The organism is Pedobacter africanus, from assembly GCF_900176535.1.
Lineage (GTDB): Bacteria > Bacteroidota > Bacteroidia > Sphingobacteriales > Sphingobacteriaceae > Pedobacter > Pedobacter africanus.
On the sequence record NZ_FWXT01000005.1, the window covers coordinates 140,771 to 163,629 of the forward strand.

General features: G+C 43.4%; 17 protein-coding genes. 2 read left to right on the forward strand and 15 right to left on the reverse strand.

The window, feature by feature from the left end; genetic code table 11:
* Nucleotides 1–7: 7 nt before the first annotated feature.
* Genes B9A91_RS22700 through B9A91_RS22740 form a run of 9 tightly spaced genes read right to left on the reverse strand, consistent with a single transcriptional unit; the run spans nucleotide 8 to nucleotide 15,150 of the window.
* On the reverse strand, nucleotides 8–2,248 hold the full coding sequence (locus B9A91_RS22700) for an alpha-N-acetylglucosaminidase (RefSeq protein WP_235012657.1): 2,241 nt from the start codon (nucleotides 2,246–2,248) through the stop codon (nucleotides 8–10).
* Between the two features lie 33 nt (nucleotides 2,249–2,281).
* The gene (locus B9A91_RS22705; protein WP_084241357.1) at nucleotides 2,282–3,553 is read right to left on the reverse strand and encodes a sugar MFS transporter; all 1,272 of its coding nucleotides are present in this window, start codon (nucleotides 3,551–3,553) and stop codon (nucleotides 2,282–2,284) included.
* A 4-nt stretch (nucleotides 3,554–3,557) separates the two neighbouring features.
* On the reverse strand, nucleotides 3,558–5,210 hold the full coding sequence (locus B9A91_RS22710) for a hypothetical protein (protein WP_084241358.1): 1,653 nt from the start codon (nucleotides 5,208–5,210) through the stop codon (nucleotides 3,558–3,560).
* Between the two features lie 15 nt (nucleotides 5,211–5,225).
* Nucleotides 5,226–7,061, reverse strand: a complete 1,836-nt coding sequence (locus B9A91_RS22715) for a beta-N-acetylhexosaminidase (protein ID WP_235012658.1) — start codon at nucleotides 7,059–7,061, stop codon at nucleotides 5,226–5,228.
* 25 nt (nucleotides 7,062–7,086) lie between these two features.
* Nucleotides 7,087–7,905 carry an N-acetylmuramic acid 6-phosphate etherase gene (locus B9A91_RS22720; protein ID WP_084241360.1) on the reverse strand — a complete coding sequence of 273 codons (819 nt, stop codon included), beginning with the start codon at nucleotides 7,903–7,905 and terminating at the stop codon, nucleotides 7,087–7,089.
* Between the two features lie 45 nt (nucleotides 7,906–7,950).
* The gene (locus B9A91_RS22725; protein ID WP_084241361.1) at nucleotides 7,951–9,018 is read right to left on the reverse strand and encodes a family 43 glycosylhydrolase; all 1,068 of its coding nucleotides are present in this window, start codon (nucleotides 9,016–9,018) and stop codon (nucleotides 7,951–7,953) included.
* Nucleotides 9,019–9,038: 20 nt separating this feature from the next.
* Nucleotides 9,039–10,241, reverse strand: coding sequence for a BT_3987 domain-containing protein (locus B9A91_RS22730; protein WP_084241362.1), 1,203 nt, complete (start codon nucleotides 10,239–10,241; stop codon nucleotides 9,039–9,041).
* A 33-nt stretch (nucleotides 10,242–10,274) separates the two neighbouring features.
* Nucleotides 10,275–12,083: a RagB/SusD family nutrient uptake outer membrane protein gene (locus B9A91_RS22735; protein ID WP_084241494.1), complete on the reverse strand. Its 1,809-nt coding sequence runs from the start codon at nucleotides 12,081–12,083 to the stop codon at nucleotides 10,275–10,277.
* 7 nt (nucleotides 12,084–12,090) lie between these two features.
* On the reverse strand, nucleotides 12,091–15,150 hold the full coding sequence (locus B9A91_RS22740; RefSeq protein WP_235012659.1) for a SusC/RagA family TonB-linked outer membrane protein: 3,060 nt from the start codon (nucleotides 15,148–15,150) through the stop codon (nucleotides 12,091–12,093).
* A 340-nt stretch (nucleotides 15,151–15,490) separates the two neighbouring features.
* Here B9A91_RS22740 and B9A91_RS22745 point away from each other — a divergent pair, with 340 nt between their 5' ends.
* On the forward strand, nucleotides 15,491–16,240 hold the full coding sequence (locus tag B9A91_RS22745) for a DeoR/GlpR family DNA-binding transcription regulator (RefSeq protein ID WP_084241363.1): 750 nt from the start codon (nucleotides 15,491–15,493) through the stop codon (nucleotides 16,238–16,240).
* 24 nt (nucleotides 16,241–16,264) lie between these two features.
* On the opposite strand, the gene B9A91_RS22750 is transcribed toward B9A91_RS22745, so the two are convergent.
* A complete protein-coding gene (locus tag B9A91_RS22750; protein ID WP_235012660.1) occupies nucleotides 16,265–16,867 on the reverse strand; it encodes a competence protein CoiA family protein in 603 nt (200 codons plus the stop codon).
* Nucleotides 16,868–16,982: 115 nt separating this feature from the next.
* Between B9A91_RS22750 and B9A91_RS22755 the strand changes: the two genes are divergently transcribed.
* Nucleotides 16,983–17,447, forward strand: coding sequence for an NUDIX hydrolase (locus tag B9A91_RS22755; RefSeq protein ID WP_084241365.1), 465 nt, complete (start codon nucleotides 16,983–16,985; stop codon nucleotides 17,445–17,447).
* A gap of 35 nt (nucleotides 17,448–17,482) precedes the next feature.
* On the opposite strand, the gene B9A91_RS22760 is transcribed toward B9A91_RS22755, so the two are convergent.
* From B9A91_RS22760 to B9A91_RS22780, 5 genes are all read right to left on the reverse strand, one after another.
* Nucleotides 17,483–18,481 carry a hypothetical protein gene (locus B9A91_RS22760; RefSeq protein ID WP_084241366.1) on the reverse strand — a complete coding sequence of 333 codons (999 nt, stop codon included), beginning with the start codon at nucleotides 18,479–18,481 and terminating at the stop codon, nucleotides 17,483–17,485.
* Nucleotides 18,482–18,597: 116 nt separating this feature from the next.
* Nucleotides 18,598–19,416 (reverse strand): helix-turn-helix domain-containing protein, encoded by an 819-nt coding sequence (locus B9A91_RS22765; protein ID WP_084241367.1) that lies wholly within the window; start codon nucleotides 19,414–19,416, stop codon nucleotides 18,598–18,600.
* Nucleotides 19,404–20,396, reverse strand: coding sequence for an SDR family NAD(P)-dependent oxidoreductase (locus tag B9A91_RS22770; protein WP_084241368.1), 993 nt, complete (start codon nucleotides 20,394–20,396; stop codon nucleotides 19,404–19,406). The genes B9A91_RS22765 and B9A91_RS22770 overlap by 13 nt, the downstream gene beginning before the upstream one ends.
* Nucleotides 20,397–20,494: 98 nt before the next feature.
* The gene (locus B9A91_RS22775) at nucleotides 20,495–21,559 is read right to left on the reverse strand and encodes a phytase (RefSeq protein ID WP_084241369.1); all 1,065 of its coding nucleotides are present in this window, start codon (nucleotides 21,557–21,559) and stop codon (nucleotides 20,495–20,497) included.
* A 24-nt stretch (nucleotides 21,560–21,583) separates the two neighbouring features.
* Nucleotides 21,584–22,837: a hypothetical protein gene (locus tag B9A91_RS22780; RefSeq protein WP_084241370.1), complete on the reverse strand. Its 1,254-nt coding sequence runs from the start codon at nucleotides 22,835–22,837 to the stop codon at nucleotides 21,584–21,586.
* Nucleotides 22,838–22,859 lie beyond the last annotated feature (22 nt).

Consider the following 22,859-nt stretch of genomic DNA (forward strand, 5'->3'; position numbering starts at 1 on the left):
ATTCTACTTACTTACTGTTTTTACCGCTTGCCTTTATTCCTGCTGCGTATTTCTGGTGCATCATTTTTGAAACCATTACAGGATCTCCCTGGGCTTTTTCGGCATACAGTTCCCGGCTGTTAACCCAGTTCCATTCCCAGGCTTTAATTTTCTCATCGAATACCTCCTGGCTAAACTTCTGGTTGTTTTTCATTTTTATACCTACCTCTTTAATAAATTGCTGCCATCTCTGCAAATAAAAACCGTTTAACAAGCCAGACCACTGTTTATTGGCATACTCATGCAGGGAAGCGTCTTTATCTCCCCATAGGGTAATCAGGTTCCTTGCGTTTTTCTCATACAGCGCTTTCTCCGCATCATTTGTACCCCATCTTTTCGCATCATTTAACCACTTACCCAAAAGAAAATCTTTCCTTGTAGCCAGCAGCCTGTCCATATCCCTGATCAGTTCCAGGAACTTACTGCTGCTTAGCTGAAATGCCTTATAGTTTTTATTTTTATAAGCGGCGGCCATTTCCTGTTGTAAAATGCTGGCATAATCGGCCATGATCTGCCTGCTTAAATCAACCAGGTCATATTGAAACCCGTCAACATTTTTAAAATCAGCAGAGGCTTTAATCATGTGGTCCCAGGCAGGGACCAGGTCAGTTAACTTATAAGGCATTTCTGTATCCGTCCAGTCTGTGCTCCTTTTAAAAGTTGGCCTGCCGGTTACAATGCTTTCATGCCCCCCATCAGCGTTGTAAACCGTATAATGCAGAATGTTCCAGGCTTTTTCTACTTCCGCATTTTTTTGCCCGTACCTGCGGTGAACATAATCCTTAACCCAATCATCTGCATCAATTACTTTATCTCTCCATACATTATCCAGCATTAGTGCGTATATGGCCGGATTTTGCTCGATTCCTTCCGGAACTACCCCGATACCCATCATGTTACCTGCCTTAGGATCGTGAAAAGTTTCTGATGGTTGTATGGAGATTTTGTCCATGTGCCCGAACATATTGATCTTACCCCCAAAATTATGCAGCATACACCAGATCCACTGTTTACCATAATAGGCCTCTGTTTTATCCCATATGGGTTGTACCTCGCTCCACAGATCGAGAACAATAAGCTTATCGGTTGGTACGGCGTTCAGATAGCTTTTCAATTGCTCTGGTTTCCAGAAGTCCCTTTTATCCCAAAAGGTCCAGCCCTGCATAACCCATATGGCCTCAGGATCGGCAGCTGCCATTGATTTGTATACCGCATCGCTGGACTCGGCAAGGTAAGCCGGGCTGCTGCTTGGGGGGTACATTTCATTAAAGGTATCAGCGCCATACAAATGGTCTGTTCCAAAAGTTTTGGTTTGTTCTTCTATAAATTTACGGCCTATAACCTGGAACAGCGGGTCTTTCGGATCAAGAATATAGGTATCCGCAAATCTTCCTTCCCAATTGGTTTTCTGCAATTTGGCCGCCGGAAAACGTTCTTTAAATGCCGGGGGCACATGCCCGGTAAAGGCCGGCAGAATTGGTGTCATTCCCAGTTCCCGCTCACGCGCAAGGATCTTTTTCTGAAGCTCTTCGTGGCTCTTCATCCAGGATTGCGGTAATGGCCCGCCCCAACCGTCTAAATTACCGGCCCAAAACCACATGAAATATGCCGGCCCCGAGAAAAAAGCATCCATATCTTTTTCAGTAAAGCCCATGCTTTTGTAAACCCGGTACCAAAGTGCATTCTGACCGGTCATGGCCAGGGGCATATTGATGCCATTCAATGCCATAAAGTCTATTTCCTGCTGCCAACGCTCCCAATCCCACCATGCAGCGGTATAATTGAAGGTACAGTAATTAAAATAATGCCTGTACTGATAAGGGGTTGTATGGCGCACTTTTGCCGGCACTACAGGCAGCTCGCTCAGCAAATTCAGGTTATTTCCGTTCCAGCTGATGTCGCAATGTGCATAGTTTTTAAGGTAGAAATTCAATGCACTGGCTACTGAAATCCCATGGTTTCCCCTCAGGACGATCTTTCCCCCTTTGCTTTCCAGTTCAAATACATCTTTACCATCTTGTTTCTCTACAAATTCAATTAAAAACCGGTCCTGAAATTTCGGAAGTATTCGCTTAATTAAAGCGTAACTGGCTTCTTTATTTAAGGATGAAGCCCCCTTCCACTCTGCTTGCTTAGCCATAGAAATAGTTGCCACAAATAGCAACATGATCCCAAAAGCAGCACTCATTAAATTGTGTTTGAATTTCATATATTTTTCTTTTATGTGTTCAGGTATAAATATTTAAGAAATGGGCTTCTTTTTGTTTTTGCCTATTTTATGCCCCCACATGGCATAATACCCTATGGCAATATAGCAGGGTACCACTATCCAGTAAGCCCGTTGCGGATTCGTATGATCGGTAACATAACCATACAGCAGAGGTAGCACGGCAGCGCCCGAAATGGCCATCACCAGCAGGGAAGATCCTGTTTTTGTAAAGCGCCCCAGTCCTGCAATGGCCAATGGCCATATGGATGGCCACATCAGTGAATTGGCAAGGCCAAGCAGGGCAACAAATACTACAGAAATTATTCCATTGCTGAAAATTGCACAAACGGCAAAAAAAATACCGAGCAGCGCCGAGCTTTTAAGTGCCGATTCCTGGCTGAAGAACCTGGGGATACACACTATTCCGATCAGGTAACCGGCAAGCATACTGATAAGTGTAAACGAAGTAAAGAACTTGGAAACCGATAGCGGAATGCCCTGAAAGGCACCATATCCAATAATGCTGTTTCCGGCAATAACCTCTACTCCTGTGTATAAAAACAGGATGAGGACACCAAGCAGCAGATGCGGGAACTGGAGGATGGAAGTTTTAACCTGTTGCCCCGCCAGTTCCGTTGCTTCCTCTGTTTCCTCTTCGGTTACCTCCGGTAGTGCAGAGAAACGGATCATTACAGCCAGAATGATCAATATACCTGTAATAACCAGGTAAGGAACAATCACTTTAGCTGCCAGGGCATCCAATTCTGTAATCCTGTCAAAAACATCCAGCGAATTTAATTTATGCTTTACCGCATCGGCATCATTTAAAATCACCGCACCCAGGATAAGTGGTGCCAAAGCTCCTGCAATGCCATTACAGATCCCCATAAAACTGATCCGCCGCGCGGCGCTTTCTTTCGGGCCCAGTATGGTAACATAAGGGTTTGATGCGGTTTGGAGTACGGTAAGCCCGGCCCCCTGCACAAATAAACCCAATAAAAACAATGGGTAAAACCTGTTTATAGCCGCAGGCACAAATAACAAAGAACCAGCCGCTACAAGGATCAGCCCTATTGACAAGCCGTTTTTGAAACCCGTTAGCTTCAGCAACCAGCCAGACGGGATCCCCATCAGGAAATAGGAAATATAAAAGGCAAATGCTACCAGGTAAGACTGAAAACTGTTCAGTTCACAGGCAAGCTGCAGATACGGGATCAGTACGGCACTTAACCAGGTTACAAAACCAAAAACAAAAAACAAGGTCCCTATAATCACCAAAGGGTTCAGTACGCTTTTATTCATCATGGCATCAATAATTTTGGGTCTTTATTTTATCGATGATCTTTTCATAGACATCAACAGGAAATACCGAAGGCTGCCCATACCAGAAAAAAGAGCCCAGTCCTTCGTAAGTACCGGCCTGCATATGTCTGGAAGTAGGCAGGTAACTGGAAACATCATTACAATAGCCGGCCACGCTGACCAGCTTTTCCGGCCAGATTTTCTTGATGCCGATGCTGTAGTCTGTTACCGCCTCCCTGGAAAGCCCTACCAGTTTCCAGTTACCAATATTAATGGTTTGCAGGTAAACCGGCATAGTAACAGGCATCTGCTTCCTTTTGTCAAGATCAAGCATCAGGTCTGCCCAGCGTACATCCTTTTCAGCATTTACATCTCCCTTTCCATTATCGTTTTCCTTTCTGAACGCACTGATACGTTCATTGCTCCATCTGTTTACAGGAAAATTCAGCGAATCAAGATAAAAGGTAAGGCTGCCTGTTAATTGCTCCATAGGACGGTTTAAGATTTCTTTGATATCAGCAGCAAGCGCTTTACCTGTTTTTACATGGTCAGTACTTACCGGGTTAATATCTCCGCCGCAGCCCTGAAGAAACAAAGCATCGGATATACCTGCTTCTTTTTCGAGAAGAGCCTTTGTTATACCAGGATAATTGGCACTTAAAGTGAAACCTTCTATTCCTTCATTTTTAAACACCGGATGACATCCTGTTAAAAAAACAATGGTTTTATGATGATCTTTGATACGCTCAATGCTGAGCACATCCACATCATTGTCGTAAGGGACAGCTGCCCCTTCCAGGCTCCTGTTGCTTCCGATTGCAGTTTTTCCTCTTCCAAAAGCTAAAACAGAAGGCTTCATGTTTCTGATTGCGCATTCAATAACCTTAACAATTGCAGGCCTAACCACGCCGTTTAAATAAACAGAATCTGGCAGCTGATGTGCCCCCCAGGTTGTCCAGTCTTGCGTTGAAGGTGCAAAATGCGTATGCGAAGCATTGATCATGATTGCTGATGGTGCAATCCTGTGCTTTCTAAAGATCTCCTGCTTTATGGCTGAAATGAAGTTGTGGTTAAATCCGCAAACATCTGCGCCGGCAATTACGATGGTTTGCTTTCCTTTGGCAATAGCCACAGCGCTTACAGAAAGGTTACCATCGGTTTTGTGCCGGCCCTCAAAAACCATGTTATTTGTATCCAGACCATAAAGCTTGCCACCGCTAATGGCAATAGCTTTCAGATGAATAGGGTAAGACAGGCCGTTAAATCCTGCAAATTTAATCCAGCTTCCATTTTTGTTCTTCGGTTCATAGCGCATTAGCTCATTATTTGCTGTAAGCGCAAACAACCGGCCTTTATAGCTGGCCAGGCTAATTGCTCCTTCCAGCTTTGCCAGGGCAGCCGCCGCATGCCCTGTCCATTTTTGCTTATTGCCCGCCGAAAAATTCAATCTTCCTTTAGCTTCTCTTTTTACCCACTCTAAACTAAACCGCCCGCCTCTCGGATAACCATACCCAGCCAGGGCCACAGAAAACGGAAAGCTGCCCGGTTCTATACTTGCTTTGGCCGTACCCGAAAAGTACGCTTGCTGCGCCTGAACTGCCGGGCCAAAAAAGCCGACAATAACCAGCCCTATAAAAATGAAACGATGTTGAATTTTCATGCTAACCTAATGGAGTTATGGATGGATAAATAGGGTACTTGTATTTGCACTACGTTTTCCAGATGGTGTAATGACAATGGTTTTTAATTGCCGTTTTTCTCCTTTCCTAAGGATAATATCAATTGGCCTTTCATAGAGATAATCTGTTTCCCTGGCATCTTGCCCGTCAAAATTATAATAGATCTTTGCCCCTTCTACAGGCACTTTCAACTGTATTTTAAATACAGATCCTATAAGCATGGTATCGGCAATGCCGATAGGGCCAGGTACCCGGTATATTTTATCAGTTTTGTCCAGTTGAAGCAGGTGTTTGGGCAAACGATGCTCAAAAAAACCAACGGAGTCTTTTTTTTCGGGAAAAGTCCAGGCAACCTCGGCAAGTGCCATTAGCCGCGGGTAGAGCATGTATTCTACCTTACGATGGGTATCCATATGTTCTGTCCAGATAGCCGCTTCAACACCGATAATGTGTTTTTTTTGTGCTTCGGACAGCACCTTTGGCGTAGGGTTGTAGGCATATACCCTGGATAAGGTATTGTAGCCCCAGCCGATAGCCAGAGGTTCATGCTCCCTTCTGCCCTGGATAAAATCAAAATAAACATGCGACATCGGAGACATCACCACGTCATGGTCTTGCTGCGCAGCTTTTACACCTTCTTCTATGTTGCGCCAGGCCATAACCGTGGCATTCGGGGCAAGCCCTCCTTCCAATATCTCATCCCAGCCAATGATCTTTCTGCCCTTGGAATTGACAAACTTTTCAATCCTCTTTACAAAATAGCTTTGCAGTTCAAACTCATCTTTCAGCTGCTCCTGCTTTATCCTTTGCTGGCAATATTTGCAGGCCGACCAGCGTTTTTTAGGGCACTCGTCTCCGCCTATATGAATATACGGCGAGGGAAACAATGCCATCACTTCCGTAAGCACATCTTCCAGAAACTTAAAAGTATTTTCTTTACCTGCGCAATATACATCTTCAAATATACCCCAGCTTTCAGCTACTTTAAAAGGTCCGGGATGGTCTCCGCAAGCCAGTTCAGGATAGGCCGCAAGTGCCGCCAGCGAATGTCCGGGCAATTCAATTTCCGGAATTACGGTTACCTGCCTTTCGGCAGCAAATGCTACGATCTCTTTGATCTCTTCCTGGGTATAAAATCCTCCGTAAGGAAGGTGGTCCTGCCCATTTAAGGAATCGGTATAATGGCTGATCTGCGTACTTACCCGGTATGCACCGACTGAGGTAAGCTTAGGGTATTTTTTGATTTCAATACGCCATCCGTGGTCTTCTGTAAGGTGCCAGTGATAAACATTCATCTTATATTTCGCCAGCATTTCTATCTGGCTTTTGATAAAAGATACCGGATAGATGTGATAACCAACATCCTGCATAATGCCCCGGTAGGCATATCTTGGCTTATCATCTATTTCCACGCACGGAAGTTTTAATGTTGAGCCATCCACTTTGATGAGCTGCATTAACGTTTGCAGGCCGTAAAACAAACCGGCTTCATCTCCCCATATGTTAACCTGTACAGGACTAACTGCCAGCCGGTAGGCCTCTTTCCCTGGTTTATCCTGATGCGTAAAAACGATGGCCCTGGCAGACTTATTTACAACCCCGCTTAAAGGCAGTTTCAGGCCATAACTTTTCTGCAGATAATCCTTTAAAACTATTGCAATTTTCTTTGATTTACCATCTGCATAAATAATCTGGGTTTTGGCATCAATTGTAAAATTGCCTTTCTTCAGGGTTGCACTGGCCGGCGCAGGGATGATACCCACATCAGCAGATATGGTCTGGGCATAGGTCCTGAGGGCAAAAGACAAAAAACAAATCAGTATATATTTCAAGATTGCTGTATTTAATTTAAAAGTATCAATTGATTTTTTTCTCTAGTTCTACCATTGCATTTTTAACTGTTCCATGGTCAAGAAGTATTGATTTTGCCTCGCTATAGTTTGCAATTCCGGTTTTTTGCATTAAAATTTTAACGGCGCGATCTAAGATTTTATCATTAATGGGATTTACATTTACCATAGAATTCCCTTCAATTCGCCCAATTCTGATCATTACTGTGGTCGAGATCATATCAAACAACATTTTCTGGGCAGTGCCACATTTCATTCTTGTGCTGCCGGTGATAAACTCTGGCCCTGTTATTACCACTACCGGATAATCTGCCTGTGCAGCTATAGGTGTTGAGGGATTGCTGACAATACAACCAGTAGTAATATTCAGGGACCTGCATTTTCTTAAACCTTCCAGTACAAAGGGAGTAGTGCCACTTGCTGAAATGCCAACTACAATATCGCCCGAATTGATTCCTGATGCCACCAGGACATCCCAGCCTTCGTTTATATCGTCTTCTTTTTCTTCAAGCGCATCGACCAGGCGGTTAACCCCACCTGCAAGAACTGCATTGTAAATGCCTTTAGGCAGGCCATAAGTTGTAGGGAGTTCGATTACATCCAGCACAGATAACCGGCCGCCGCTCCCTGCACCCAGGTAAAACATCCGGCCACCTGCATTCAATTTATCAACTATTGCGGTAATCAGCCTGTTTACATCCGGAAGAACTTCCTTTATTGCCTTTGCCACTTTCTGGTCTTCCTGATTAATGTAATTCGTTAATTCTTCAACCGACTTATTTTCTAATTGGTCGTATAAGGACGATTGTTCTGTAATTGGTGTCATATGTGTTTATTTTTATTTATCAGCGATATTTTTTGCCCGCAATACTTAAAATGCCGGGGCTGCTGTGAGGGCGTTGCCCGGCACGGCGTTTGCTATAACCGGCCAGTCGTCAACCCAGTTAACTTTATCAAGCATCAGCATGCGCCGGCTGGCCCCACCCGGCACCAATGGATTGGATTTACTAATGGCGTGGTACAGCAGCCAGTCAGCACCGTTTTTATCTGATATTATCCGTGAATTATGCCCTGGCCCGGCATATTTGTCACTACCCGCAATCAGCAGCGTCCCGTTTCCCCTTTCTGTGATACTCCTGCCCTCTTTGTCCAGGTATGGCCCCATCAATGATGCTGATCTGGCTACCCTTACGTTGTAAGTACTTGAGGCACCATTGCAGCAGCTGCCCTTAGACCCGAAAAAATAATAGTAATTATTTCGTTTGTGGATCATTACCGCTTCAAAATCGCCGGCAGCAATTTTCACTTTATTATTGATGTCCTTTAAAGCATATCCGTTATCTGTCAATTCCACAGCGAAGGTACCCTGGGTGGTCAATGAGCTGTAGCTGCCAAAGAACAGGTACTTCTTGTCATTTTCTGCGAAATAAAAAGGGTCTATGGTGTTGGGCACGCCAATTTCATCACTCAAAAAAAGTTTCCCCCTATCTACAAAGGGGCCCGAAGCCGAATTGGCTACCGCCAAACCAATACCTGGGTTGGCATCAGCCCAAAGAGAATAAGAATAATACATGTGGTACAGATTGTTTACCATAACCACGTCAACGGCCCATATCCCGCTCTGGTCTTTCCACAAGGGTTTGGACGGAAAAGCATTTCCAACCACGCTCCATTTAACAAGATCAAGCGATCTCAGCACAGGCACAAGCCTATTGCCCTTCCCATCGCCCCAATCGTCTTCCGTACCATAACCATAAAACCACCCGTCTGCGGCTTTAACAATGCTGGGATCAGCAAGTATAGGCTCAAAAACAGGGTTGCTAAACTGGCTTGGTTTAGGCTTTTCCGGCTCTTCTTCCTTGTTTATTACCGTTGATTTCCCGCAGGAAACCAACAGTAATAAAATAAATATAGAATAGGCTATTGCGTTGTTTATCATATAAAAATGTTTTTAAAACATTATTTTTTTAAAGGCCAGAATCCGGCCGGATTAAATTTATACCGCCACAGATCTCCGTTACCATCAAGGCCAAGCACATCATCGCCCGCTGCAAAAACAGAACCGTACATATCCCAGCCACTGCCAATTTTTTTCTTCAGCCCAAATTCTCCTGTTTCAGCTAAGGGGAACTGGTACATATCCCCGTTAGCCTCAATAGCAATCAGGCTATTTTTATAAGCAAAAACCCTGGTGTAAACATTCCAGCCCGAACCAATAACTTTTATTTTTCCAAAATCAAAATTACCTGCCGCATCCAGTGGGTACATGGTCATGTTACCTGCATTGTCAACTCCAAGCAGCAATCCTTTAAAAGGAATAATTTTAGCGAATATTCCCCAGCCCTGGCCTATACCCTTACTGGCACCAAATGCACCGGTTTTGCTTACGGCATATTGGGTAATATCTCCTGCCCCGGAAGCCCACCTTCCAATCAAACGGTCACCTCCATAATAAAAGATGAGGTTAAATATATTCCAGCCCTGACCAATTTGCCCTGCTGTACCAAAAGTCCCATCTGTATTTAAAGGATACAATAACAGGTTGCCATCGTTGGTTTTCCTGATCAGCTTACCATCAAAATCAAACATGATATTGCCCACTGCCGAAGCACCAAGACTGATGGCTTTTTCACGGGGCACCTCTCCCGGAGCGTAAGAGCCGGTGATCAAAAAATAACTTGTTTTTAGATCGGCATTGACTGCTGCACTTGCTTCCTGAATGCTTAATGGGAGCAGGTAGGTTTGAAAGGGCAATAAAAACCCCTTGGTCCTGATCTTCATGCTCAAAGCCCCGGTACTTTTTTCACCTTTTTTAATCATTGCCTGCTCACTGGGCAGTTCATAACTGCCGGCTGGCATAAGCTTATAACTGGTCCCGTTCTTTAAGTTATATGCTTCTACGTTCGCAGGGTCTACAGCAAATTTCAGTTCAATGGTACGCTGGTTATTCTGGCTCCCTCCTAAATATGCACTGTATACGAACGTATATACTGAATCTGAAATACTCAGGCTTCTTTCTATAGGGTATTGGTTGGCCTGCGGCATATAGAGTTTCTGGTAATCTGCTGCACCCGGCACGTCAAGATCAACAAGCACTTCTTTATTACACCCGGCAGCAATCATAAAGATTGCAATGCTCAATAATTGAAATATTTTTTTCATTGGAATATAGAATTTTTTCAATAAATCATTTGATTACCAGCCAGGATTTTGAACCATATTTGCATTCTTATCTATTTCATCCTGCGGAATGGGAAACAGATAGTGCTTTGGCGCCTGAAACAGACGTGTTTCTACCAGCATTCTTCTAAAGAAATTATCATCCTTTAAAGCTGTTCCTTCGGTTATGTTCATTCCGTAAATAGGACCATTATCTGTTTGGGCAGCGATTTTCCAGCGACGGGTATCAAAATACCGATGTGTCTCGAAGGCAAGTTCTACACGGCGCTCATTACGTATCCTGGTCCTCATCTCTTCCTGAGAAAGATTTGAAGGCAAACCTGGCATACCTGCCCGGTTGCGGATCCTGTTAACCGCATTATACACTTCTGCTACCGGGCCACTTGCTTCATTTAATGCTTCTGCGTAGTTCAGGTAAAACTCTCCCAACCTGAAAAATATCCAGGTTTTCAGAGAAGACCTGGCCTGGGTAATGCTTACACCCGGATCAATGAATTTCTTCAGCAGGTAGCCGGTAGTATTGTAATCCCTTCCGGCATTTCCCTGCCCGTCGGCGCCGGTTTTCCAAAACTGTACCCTTCTGTCAATAAAGTAGGCCCCGTTAAAATTGATGGTTGCATAAAACCGCGGATCGCGGTTCACATACATGTTCCTGGTATCTGCCAGCCAGCGCCCACCAGGATGCCCAGTGGCGGCATATCCGGTTTCTACATACCCGGATTGCGGATTGATAATTGGTGAGCCATCACTGTTATACCCTGCAATGGGCACCGCCCCATTGGCCAAATTGTAAGCATCAATTTGATTTTGTGTCGGGTTCCATCCGTTCCATCCTCCAAGGCTGCCAGGAAAGGCACATTTTTCCATCCAGTTATCCCTGCCCGAATTGCGTGCAAACAAAACCTCTGTATTGTTATTCTCCAGGAACAATTGCTGATAGTTTTTTACCGGATCAGCAGGATAATTCTCAAATAGTTTATAGCCGGCTGCCTCACATTTGTCAATACAATCTTTAGCCGCATTTGCCGCAGTGTTCCATTTTCCGGCCTCATAAGCCTGGGAAAACAACTTTACCCCCTGCTTGTCTGCTACAGAAATATAGTCTGGATTGCCATTCCAAAGCGGGCTGGCGTTATACAACAGCACCCTGGCTTTTAAGGCAAGCGCAGCGGCTGCAGTAGGCCGGCCAATGTCGCGGGTTTCCACCACATTCATCGGCAGGAATCCAATTGCTTTATCACATTCAGCTACTACAAATGCCACACATTCGTCTAATGGTTTGCGTTTGATCCTGGTAAAATCATCACTCACACCGGCAGCATAATCCATAACCGGAACCGGACCATAAATACGCATCAGTTGAAAATGGTAAAAGGCCCTTAAAAACCTGGCTTCTCCAATCCACCTGTCTTTGGTAACCTGTGTAAATTCTGCCGACAGGGGGGTAAGCTCAATATATTTGAGGAATATATTAGCTTTCCTGATCCCTTCATACATGTTTTTGTAAATTTGCCCAGCCACATTAAAGGCATTCCAGCTTCCTTTATTCATCAGCTTCGGAAACTTCTCTGGCCAGGGGATGTTCATTTCATCGGAAGCCACAATGAAGGGATTAATATCCGACATATCCGTGAAATAAATTTCATTCGGCAGACCGGCATAAATGTCTACCAGGAAGGCCTCAGCATATTTGCGCTGTAAAAAGGCCTCTTCAATAGTGATATCCTCTTCCGGGCTTTTGTCTAAATACTTTTTACAGGAAGAGAAAAATAAAGACGGAACAGTCAATACGACCAACAATATATATATGTAATTCTTTTTCATGATGCTTCTATTTAAAATCAATCTGTAAACCCGCATTTATCGAGCGTTGCAAAGGATAAGCGCCTGTACCATCGTTGGATTCAGGATCCATTATCTTTATGTGGTCCCAGGTAGCCAGGTTCATCCCATTTACAAAAAGCCTGATACTTTTCATGCCCATCCTGTTGCTGAACCTTTTATCAAGTGTATATCCAATTTCAGCATTTCTTAACCTCAGGTAATTCCCATTTCTCATCCATACCGTTGAGTTGATAAAATTATTGGGATTGTTTCCGACATCAATTGCCGGGTAAAGCGCATTGGGATTACCCGGTGTCCATCTGTTGTTGTAATATTCTGCCATAACATTATTTACACCAAGCCCATCATAAAAAGGCCACATAGATGTTCCGTTCAAAAACACACTTGTTCTGGCTGCACCGGTGAAATATACACTCAGGTCAAAATTTTTGAACGAGACCGTACTGCCAAACCCAAACGTCATTTCCGGCAATCTCGAATAGCCTACCGGAATCTGGTCAAAGGAATCGATCAGCCCATCTCCGTTAATATCTTTGTATTTTGTGTCTCCTATGCGCACCTGCGAAAATGTTTGTTTCGGACTGGTTTCTATTTCCTCCTGCGACTGGAAAAAACCATCAGCAATAAAGGCGAAAGATTGTCCCAGGCGTAAACCTTTTTCAGACAAATAGGGAAACCGTTTCAAGGGCTCGTCGTTTTCTACAATGGTATTCTTTGCAAAGGTGAAATTGCCCCTGAAAGAATAGAACAAACCTTGCGAAGTGGTATGCTTCACTTCAATCAAGCCATCAACGCCTTTGTTCTTAACAACACCCAGGTTTCCAAAAGGAATAGACCATGGGAAGAAACCCGCAACAGCAGGTACAGTTTTCCGCTGCAGCAGTATATTTATACGTTTTTCATTAAATACATCTATTTGCAGGTTTACAATATTATTGAACAAACCCAGGTCTAAACCAATATTGTTCTTGTCTGCAGTTTCCCAGGTTACATTTTCGTTGCCAATGGCATTCTCTTCCATTCCATAAAGCACTTCCTGACCCGGCCCGAAAAGATAAGACTGGCCCTGCGTTCTGATGGTACTTAAAAACAGAAACCTGGAGCCCGAAATCTGGTCATTTCCTACTTTCCCGTGTGAAGCCCTCAATTTCAGCATACTGATAAATGGGACCTTCCAGAATTTCTCATTGGATACCAGCCAGCCTGCCGAAAAGGACGGGAAAAAGCCATAGCGTTTCCCTTCAGGAAAATTCTCAGAGCCATTGTAGCCAAAATTAACTTCAGCAAAGTAACGATTGTTATAACCATATGTGGCCCTTCCCGCAAGGCCTTGACGCCTTTGTGGAATGTTCAATATGGAACTGCCTGCTGTAAGGTTAACAGCTTCGTTCTGATTAAACAATAACATGGACGTGACATCATGCAGTCCAAAACTGCGCTCATAATTCAGCTGCACTTCGGTGTACATTGACCTGGTGTTCGCGTTACCTACAGCGTAGCCCAGTGGCTGCTCTTCTCTGAATGCCGCGCTGTACAGGTCTTTTCCGGTTATCGGGTCCTGCCCCAAATAGCGCTTCACTTCAAAAGCTTTAGCCCGGGCATTATTGGTTGAGTTATTACGGTCATAGGCAAATAACCCCCTTACAGATAATCCCTTTGTAGTAAAAGAAGATAAATCCCATTTAGCGCCAAAAGTGCTCTGGAGGGTACTCCCGTCGCTGGTAAGATATCCGGATTGCGTTGCCCTTCCCCATGGGTTCCAGCCTACATAGGTAGAGGCACCTCCGGGGCTTCCGTCTGGATTCCTTACCGGGTAAGCAATAGGAGAAATGACTTTCATAGCTTGAAATATATCTGCCATGCCCCAGCCAGGATAATTGCCATTCTGGATAACCCCACCAAGGCTCAACTGCAGCGTCAGGCTTTTGGAAAGGTTAATATCAACATTGCTCCTAAAATTATAGCGCTTTATGTTCGCATTTGTATTGAACTTATTTTCCGGATCTTGCTGGTAAAGGCCGTCCTGTAAGGTAAAGCCTACATTAGTATAATATTTTATGATATCTGAGCCACCTGTGACACTCAGGTTGTTGATGGTTTGCCAGGTATTTCGTTTTAAAACCGCATCTGTCCAGTTCGCATCCGGATAAAGATAAGGGTCCGATCCATCCCTGAATTTCCTCAGTTCTTCATCACTCCATCTTGGAGATTGGTTTGCGTTTACCAGCGCCTCGTTCATTAGCGATGCATATTGACCACCATTGATATATTCGGGAAGCCGCAAAGCGGTAAGCCCGGCTACTTCAGCCCTATAGGTGATTCTTGGTTTTCCCCCCTCTCCCCTTTTTGTATTGATGAGGATTACCCCATTTGCTCCGCGTACCCCGTAAATAGCAGTAGCAGATGCATCTTTAAGAATGGTAAAACTTTCAATCTCCTGTGCATTAATCTGGTTCATATTACGCTCTACACCATCAATCAATACCAAAGGCCCGTTATTCCCAAAGGTTGACAAGCCCCTGATGTATACCTGGGCAGCATCGCCACCAGGTTCACCACTGGCCTGACGGGTAATGATGCCGGGCAACTTTCCTGCTATTGCATTGGTTAGCGAAGGGGTAGAAACCCGCTCCATTTCCTTAACTGAGATGGTTGATAAAGAACCAGTGACAGACACCTTCTTTTGTGTACCGTAACCCACAATCGCTACTTCATCCAAATCCTTTTTGTCATCGGGCAGCAGCTGGATGGTTACAAATCCTTTTACACTTGCACTGATTGTTTGGGTTTTATACCCCATGAAAGAAAACTGTATAGAGTCCACCTGGTTTTTTACCGGTAAAGAAAATTCACCATCAGCGTTGGTTATCGCTCCACCTGTACCCCCTTTAATTCTTACCGATACCCCAATTAATGCCAGTTTATTTTCATCGATTACTTTACCATTAATTAATTTAGGATCTGTTTCCTGGTAAGGAGAGAAACCCTCTGCTTTTGCCTCAGTAATCATTAACAGCAAAAACATCCATTTTAGAATTTTATGCATACAGTTGTTTGGTTGGTTAGGTGGTTAGTTAAAACACACAATATAAGTTTGCGTTTTTATTGCGTTTTACAATACAAATATAACCGCAAAAAGATAGCATCCAATTTTTTTTTAAAAAAAATAAAAAACAATCTATTTTAAACAGAAAAACAGCATAATAAGTATTATCATTGCTGAAGAAAGAAAACAAAATGCAAAAATTCGAACTATAAAAAACGCACCAAACATGCAAAATAAAACAATTTACCAGAACATCTATTCAAAATATAAAACCGCAAAAAATCAAACATTCTCTAGATTCTGAACAGATTTTATATTTTTACCTAACGACTCAAAAAACATGCGAAAAGAAGAAAGACATAAACTGATCATGAAAGAGATAAACCTGCACAACAAGGTTTTATCTACTGATTTAAGTACTTTGTTAAATATTTCTGATGACACGGTAAGGCGCGACCTGAAAGAACTTGCAGAAACAGGAAAGCTCTTAAAGGTTCATGGCGGGGCTGCCAGTAAATCATTTGTTGCGCCTTTTAACCTCCAAAATGAAGTATATGCGTTAACCGAGAAGAAGAAGATTGCAGAAAAAACGCTAAAACTCATAAAAAATGACATGGTTGTGCTTACCGAAGGTGGGACAACCATATTGGAACTGGCTAAAATGATTCCGGAAAACCTTAAGGCCACGTTTTTTACGATCAGCCCACAGGTAGCAATCACCCTATCCGACCACAGCAATCTTGAAGTCATTACCATTGGCGGCAAGCTCAACAAAAACGCAAACCTGCATGTTGGCGCTAGCGTGATTAACCAGCTGGTAGATATTAAAGTAGACTTATGCTTACTGGGCGCAAATGCCTTTTCTTCGGTAGACGGCCTTACAGACATGGATTGGGATATTGTTCAGGTCAAAAAAGCGATCATCAGGTCTTCTAAAAAAACCGCAGTACTGAGCATTTCTGAGAAACTTAACAGTGCGCAAAGGATCAGGATTTGCGAACCCAATCAAATTAATTATCTCATTACAGAGTTATCACCAGAACACCACTTACTGTCGAATTACCGAGATGACAGTTTAATATTATTATAAGCAAACCACCTGGTGTTCAGGCGATTATTTGTCTATAAACCGGGCTAAAAAATCTTTTCTCGAAATCATGTGCAGATAGGCATAAGCACCAGATAACTGAGGGCGCTGCTTTAGCTGGTATAAAAAGTATCCTCCCAGATCTATGATTAGAGGGCGCCTAGCCTGGTACCAAACCTTATGAGGGTTTTTCCAGCAAAATGAATAATAATGAGCAGTTAAAGGAATATCCCTTAATTCAGGATGATGAAAATTCAGGCGCTTGATTTTTCCGCGGGTGTTCAGCAAATCATCTTTTCTAATCATGGAAAGATGGTCTGAATGACAGAACTCATAATTCTGAAGCCTTGGATCGTCCACGTCGGGCAAATGCTTAAGAATCCGAAAACCTTTGAATTTTTTTCCGTTCAATACCCATATCAGTTTTGGGTAATAGCTTTCCCTGCTTTCCAGTTCTGTCAAACTGATAGGTGAGTTCTGGAATTCAAGAGTTGTTCCACAAGGGGTATACACATCTGCACGATGCTGCTCCTGTAAATTGCCGTCACGAAAGCACACCTCCCGGTAATCTGGCGGGAAAGCCATTTTCCAATCCCTGTGCCAGGGCGTTTCACCTAAAAATCCCCGCATACCATCCATACTATTGTTATTAGTTGCAGCTGCAAATTTACGCTAATAACAATAGCAATCAAACATCTTTCAGGATTTTCCAAAACCGAATGCAGGCCGTTTTGTTTATAGGCATATGAAACAAAGTTATGGCATCTTGTTATACCGTTGGAAGGCTGGAGAGCCCCAGTTTTTCCTGGTTCATCCTGGTGGGCCTTTTTTTGTCAATAAAAATGAGGGCAGCTGGACCATCCCCAAGGGCGAACCAAACGCTGACGAAGAGCCGCTAGACACTGCCGTCAGGGAATTTGAAGAAGAAACAGGCTATCGTCCTTCGGGCCATTTTATTCCTCTTCAGCCCGTTGTACAAAAAGGTGGCAAACAGATAAATTGCTGGGCGGTTGAGGGAGATTTAGCGCCCGAAAAAATCCGCAGCAATACTTTTGAACTGGAGTGGCCTCCAAAATCGGGCAAAAAACAAGACTTTTCCGAAATAGATTATGCAGGCTGGTACCATTTTGAAAAAGCAAAAAAATTAATCAATGAAAGACAGCAGGATCTTTTAGTGCAGTTCAACAACCTTGTAAAAAAGAACATTTAGCATCCCATATTCCAACAGGCATGCCAGCAAATACGCTACGATAAACTTTTGGCAATAATAATACCGCTTATATCAGTAATGATCTGATTCCTCATCCCATTAATAAGCAGAAAACAATCGTTGTTATGATCAACAATCTGATAGCCAGCTAAAGTTTTAGGAAGCTGCACATCCAGCAGCTGCTGCTGACCAATATCTAAAATCCTCTGTTGGCCTTTCCAATCGTCAGCGTTAAAAACCGGAGTAAGAATCGCATAGTGTCCGGAAGAGGTAAATAAACATTCCTTTCCGCCTTTCTTCCCTCCTTTATTCAAGGGGCCCAAAGAGAATATCTTTTCTTTTACTTTCCCCCCTTCATCCAAAAGACAAAGGTCACTATAATCCATTCCATATTTAAGATAGCCGCCATCTCTGTCTCCGATCCCAAAAATGTAGGTCCAATCATTTTTATTCAGCGCATGTAAAATGGTGAAGGGCTTTTTGGCAGGCTTTTCTAATACAGCCATGTAAGCAGTAATTTCCTGGCTATCGCCCCAGTAATTCAGTTTTATCCATTTTGCTGAACCTTCTGCTACATCAATCTTCAGCTGGGCAAAATAAACCGGCAGTAAGCCTCCCTCTTTTAAGAGAAATGGAATGACATCTGAATCGGTACTACCCGCGTAAACATAATTGGTCAATTCCTTATCAAAGCCTGGGTATTGAATAACAGGAAGTTCATTAGAAATTGAAATCCGAATAGGTTCGTTTTTCCTGTTTTCCGTAAAAAGACATAATGCATTCCCGGCAGAAGCAAATATCCCAACATAACCCTGACACTGAAACAGCGCAGGAGGATCAAAAACATCGTAAGTAAAGTCCTGGATTTTCGTTTGCACCACTTCTGAACCAGTATACCAGTCCAGATAATAGCATTCATCTGCATCATCTGAATAAAACGTCGCCACAGTGCCACTTTGCGTAAGCATCAGGCGATGGTATTGTATATTGTCCTTAACAGTAATATCCAGGTTTTGTATCAGTTCAAATTCCATATTTAATATTAAGAAATCAAAATCTCCTAATGAAATGTTTTTAAATGATTTACTTTTGTGCTAAAAAGTATCACTGGATTTATTGATATCTAAATATAACAATTTTTATACCCCTATTAATTTCCAAGCCGCCGCGTTAACAGCTCGGTAGGCGCATAGCCAAATTGTTTTTTAAATGCAAACGAAAAATGGGATAGGTTTTCAAAACCTACTTCGTAGCATACGTCTAAAGGTCTTTTTTTCTTTTCTGTAAGCTGGTAATGGGCCAGCTGCAGTCGCTTTTGCGTTAACCAGCGCTGTGGTGTCATGGCAAAGGCTTTCTTAAAATCCCGTTTAAAAGTAGTAAGGCTTCTCCCGGTAAGATAACCAAACTTCTCCATGGGCAGATTAAACATAAAATTCTTTTCCATGTAATCGCTAAGGTTAATCTTTCCTGGCGCTTCAAAATTGCCAAGTACATGATCAACACCCCTGTCCAATGTCCTGAGGATGCTTATGGCTTCCGTAATCTTAATGGCAGCAATATCTTCCGGAATATCTTTCATGTCAAAATATGGAATGAGCGAGGCCAGGCAGCTTTCCAGCAAAGGATGATTACTGAAACTATAGATTCCCGGGGGCTTAAGCCGCCCGGAATCTATAGTTTTATTGGCATAAAAATCCTTCAGTCTTTCCGTAGACAGGTGCATCACCACCGTTTTATGCGGCTGGCCGTCCTTAGGATAGTTGATAATGGTAGCCAGCTGATTTCTTGGGATCAGGAAAATATCACCCTTACCAAAAACATAGGTCGCAGCCGCCTGCACAATTCTGGTTTCGCCCGAAAGGAACCACACCAGCATATGTTGGTCAAACATAATATCAGACTTGAAAAATTTATCCTCATAACAGGAAAGCTTGATGTCTTCAGTTATATACTTTGCTAAATATTCCATTGTATGCCTGTTAATTTTTCACTTAGTTCCCATAACCGCTTTGCATCGCTTTCATCGAGGGAATATAGCTTTACCCCATTCGAAGCAGCCGATTCAGGTGCTAATTTAGCAATATCTGCATCTTCACAATACACCCCGCCAATATTGTTTAATAAAGGGCTGGTTGCACACCAAACTGTCGTGGCAGCACCTTGCGGAATTGTTTTTAATGAAGCAGCCATCTCAGGCAGTAAATTACCCGCGGCATCTACGAAACCCATTTTTTGAAACAGTTCCAGCGGTGCCTCTCTTCCCAATTCTGTACCGCCAATAGAACCAGGATGTACCGAATATGCTCTTACCTGAGCGGAATGGCCACGATTGTCTAACTCCATTGAAAAAAGGTTAACAGCTGTTTTGGATTGCCCGTAACCTTGTAATGTGTCGTATTCCCTACGCAGAAAATTAGGATCATCAAAATTGAAATGGGCAAATTGATGACCCTGCGAAGAAACATTAACTACCCTGGCACCATTTGCTTTTTTAAGGGCGGGCCACAATTTAGCGGTAAGCTGGAACTGTGCTAAATAATTGGTGGCCAATTGTGATTCTATGCCACGGCTGTCTCTGCGTAGCGGCACCCACATAATACCCGCATTGTTGATCAACAGATCTAATGATCTTCCTGAAGCAAGAAACCTTTCTGCAAATGCATCAATTGATGCCGGTAACATCAGGTCCATTTCCGCGATCTCCACATCTGCAGTGCCCTGCAAGTTTTTGCGTGCCTTCTCCATATCCCTTGCAGGCACGATAACCGTTGCGCCCGCTGCCGCTAAAGTTCGGGCAGTTTCCAATCCAATACCGGTATTACCTCCGGTTACAATAGCTGTTTTACCATTAAGGTGAATACCATTAATTACTTCAGCAGTGGTTGATTTGGCATTAAACCCCGATCCTAGCGGACTTTGCAATGCTCCCTGGTTGTTGTTCTGTATCATTTTATTTCTTTTTGTTGATACAAAATTAGGGCGCATAATTTTACCTGGCTTTGTTCAGAAGACCGAATTCACTTTGTTTAAAAGGCCAGAAATCACCCTTATCTGTTCACTTTTAATAAACTACCGGCCATATCCTCCCATCGGTACAGCTGAAAGGTCTTATCATCGCTCATGGCTACAAAAATGCCATGTTTAAAATCTGCATTAAGCGGTTTGGAATAAATGTCAGAACCATCACTCTGATTGGTTGATGTCTTAATAGCGCAGATCAACTGGTGATCGTCGGCGTTTTTAACACCTTCCCTGCTGTATACTTTAAATTCGTTGGCACTCTGATCAGATACCAGAATGTAACCGGTAGTAGGAGTGGTTTTATAGATGCTAATGCCCTCATTATCCTCTTTAAAGCCTTCTCTCGCAAATATCGCAAGCTCCTTGTTCCCTTTTGATGGATCTGCATAATACTTACGCACCCCAAACTGCTCATCGGAATAATAAATATACCCAAGCTCATTGTCAACCGCTATGGATTCTATTTCCTTTTTGCCGCTATAATTCCCAAATTTCCTTTTCAGGCTGGCTTTAATTTTTCCGGTGCCATCATCTTCAAGCAGGTACTGCCACAAATAAGTGCCGTCGGTTGGTCCGGTTTTTCTCCCGGGGATTGCATAAATCCTGCCTTGAGAATCTGTATACATAGCTATGCCCATCAGGTCCCTGTACATAGGCTGTGTTTCACCCTCATATACCGGTATTCCGCCATTGTCTATCGCTTTCATATCCGGCAACGAATAAATGCGGAGCTTATGGGTCATCCTTTCGGTGGTTACAACAATGTCTGTTTTTCGACCTCCAAGCATTAACCCATAAGCTACATCTACGTTGTTTGGTCTTTTAAGGCCGGTTATGGTCTTGCCTTTTACGATTTTTCCTTTCAAATCAAACACATACAAGCCGCCATTCTCATCTTTATCTGTACCAATGATCAGCGAGCGGGAAGCATCTTCAGGATTAACCCATATGGCCGGGTCATCTGTATCAAACTGTACAGGCTCGGTAACATAGAGCGGCTTAACCGCAGTTGTATTGTTTGGTTGTGGTGTGCAGCCCGCACTTACCAGGGTAAGCAGGCTCAAAAAAAATATGGTATTGGATTTATTCATCAGTAAAGTAGTAAGATATAAAAATTAGTTTGCGCCAAAGGCACCAATATAGGTTGAGGGCTCCGGCGATTGGTACAAAACTCCATTCAATGTAATACCAGCCGCGTGGTGGCGGGTAAAGCCAGTTCTGCCTTTATTTAATGCCGGAGAGCCGGCCAGCAAATGAAAATCCCAGGATGTATTAAAATCGGGGCTGTTGACATTGTTATCCAGCGGATAGTTTACAAACTTCGGATCATTAGCTCCCGCAGCAGTACCAATAATGTCATTGCTGCCTGCTACAATTTCGTTGTTTGGCTGAAACTGATTAACGGTAACCTGGTCATAGCCATAGTACAGGTTGTTACCAAAAAGAGACCTGCTGTCTTCAGGTGCTTTTGTGTCTCTTTTAATGCCAAAGCGGGTATTCGCAAACAGGTTATTAAATATACTCACTCTAACCGTAGCTTCTACCCAGATGGAGCCACCTTTGGCAGTAGGTCTGCGCCATCCGGTATTGATCAGCGTATTGTTATAGGCAACTACGTAGGTCTGCGGGCTTTTGTCGCCACTATTGGATAATTTTAGCGCATTGGTGTTGGTGCTGTAAACCAGATTATAGGCTACATCTGCAAGGCAGCCTGACTTTAAGTTAATGGCCTCACCGCCCGTTACACCCGTAGTATAAAACCGGTTATTGGCAAAAATGATCTTCCCGCCTTCAATATATGTACAGTCTTCCTGAAGGTTTCTAAAAATACTGTTTGTTACCACCAGTTTACCGTTTACATTGGCAAACCAAAGAGCGGGCAGGTTTTCTCCGGCCTTTCCCTTGTATAGCTTTTGTTTTACCGAAGTAGAGGCATCTGAAGTTGTTGCGCCTGCATATTCAACGATGGTGTAGTTCAACAACAGTTCGGCACAGCTTGGGGCAGCCAAAATCCCGCCCCATAAACGCCCGAACTTATTTTCCGGTGTCCGTAAGGCTTCCTCAACGGTAAATTTAATCGGAAATGCCTGGCTGCCTTCAGCGTACAGGTTACCCCTAACAATAATCTCAGGTTTTGTTGCTGCATCCATAATTACGGTTACACCTTCTTCAATCACGAGCGACTGCCCTTCAGGGATAATGATGTCGCCGGTGATGCGCTGCACGCTTCCTCTTTTCCATATTCCCGAAACCTCCCCTATGGCCGATCCGTTTCCTGTGTCCGGATCTACATCAATGTTGGCCTTCTCACAGCCCGCAAATACGCCCGTAAACAGGGCCAGGCACATCATAAGTTGTTTTGCTTTCATATTTTTTTTAATGATGAATGGT

Excerpts from the sequence above, each read along its gene's own strand:
- B9A91_RS22700 (WP_235012657.1), bottom strand. The coding sequence starts at position 2,248 with ATGAAATTCAAACACAATTTAATGAGTGCTGCTTTTGGGATCATGTTG.
- B9A91_RS22705 (WP_084241357.1), bottom strand. The coding sequence starts at position 3,553 with ATGATGAATAAAAGCGTACTGAACCCTTTGGTGATTATAGGGACCTTG.
- B9A91_RS22710 (WP_084241358.1), bottom strand. The coding sequence starts at position 5,210 with ATGAAAATTCAACATCGTTTCATTTTTATAGGGCTGGTTATTGTCGGC.
- B9A91_RS22720 (WP_084241360.1), bottom strand. The coding sequence starts at position 7,905 with ATGACACCAATTACAGAACAATCGTCCTTATACGACCAATTAGAAAAT.
- B9A91_RS22725 (WP_084241361.1), bottom strand. The coding sequence starts at position 9,018 with ATGATAAACAACGCAATAGCCTATTCTATATTTATTTTATTACTGTTG.
- B9A91_RS22730 (WP_084241362.1), bottom strand. The coding sequence starts at position 10,241 with ATGAAAAAAATATTTCAATTATTGAGCATTGCAATCTTTATGATTGCT.
- B9A91_RS22735 (WP_084241494.1), bottom strand. The coding sequence starts at position 12,083 with ATGAAAAAGAATTACATATATATATTGTTGGTCGTATTGACTGTTCCG.
- B9A91_RS22740 (WP_235012659.1), bottom strand. The coding sequence starts at position 15,150 with ATGCATAAAATTCTAAAATGGATGTTTTTGCTGTTAATGATTACTGAG.
- B9A91_RS22745 (WP_084241363.1), top strand. The coding sequence starts at position 15,491 with ATGCGAAAAGAAGAAAGACATAAACTGATCATGAAAGAGATAAACCTG.
- B9A91_RS22750 (WP_235012660.1), bottom strand. The coding sequence starts at position 16,867 with ATGCGGGGATTTTTAGGTGAAACGCCCTGGCACAGGGATTGGAAAATG.
- B9A91_RS22755 (WP_084241365.1), top strand. The coding sequence starts at position 16,983 with ATGAAACAAAGTTATGGCATCTTGTTATACCGTTGGAAGGCTGGAGAG.
- B9A91_RS22760 (WP_084241366.1), bottom strand. The coding sequence starts at position 18,481 with ATGGAATTTGAACTGATACAAAACCTGGATATTACTGTTAAGGACAAT.
- B9A91_RS22765 (WP_084241367.1), bottom strand. The coding sequence starts at position 19,416 with ATGGAATATTTAGCAAAGTATATAACTGAAGACATCAAGCTTTCCTGT.
- B9A91_RS22770 (WP_084241368.1), bottom strand. The coding sequence starts at position 20,396 with ATGATACAGAACAACAACCAGGGAGCATTGCAAAGTCCGCTAGGATCG.
- B9A91_RS22775 (WP_084241369.1), bottom strand. The coding sequence starts at position 21,559 with ATGAATAAATCCAATACCATATTTTTTTTGAGCCTGCTTACCCTGGTA.
- B9A91_RS22780 (WP_084241370.1), bottom strand. The coding sequence starts at position 22,837 with ATGAAAGCAAAACAACTTATGATGTGCCTGGCCCTGTTTACGGGCGTA.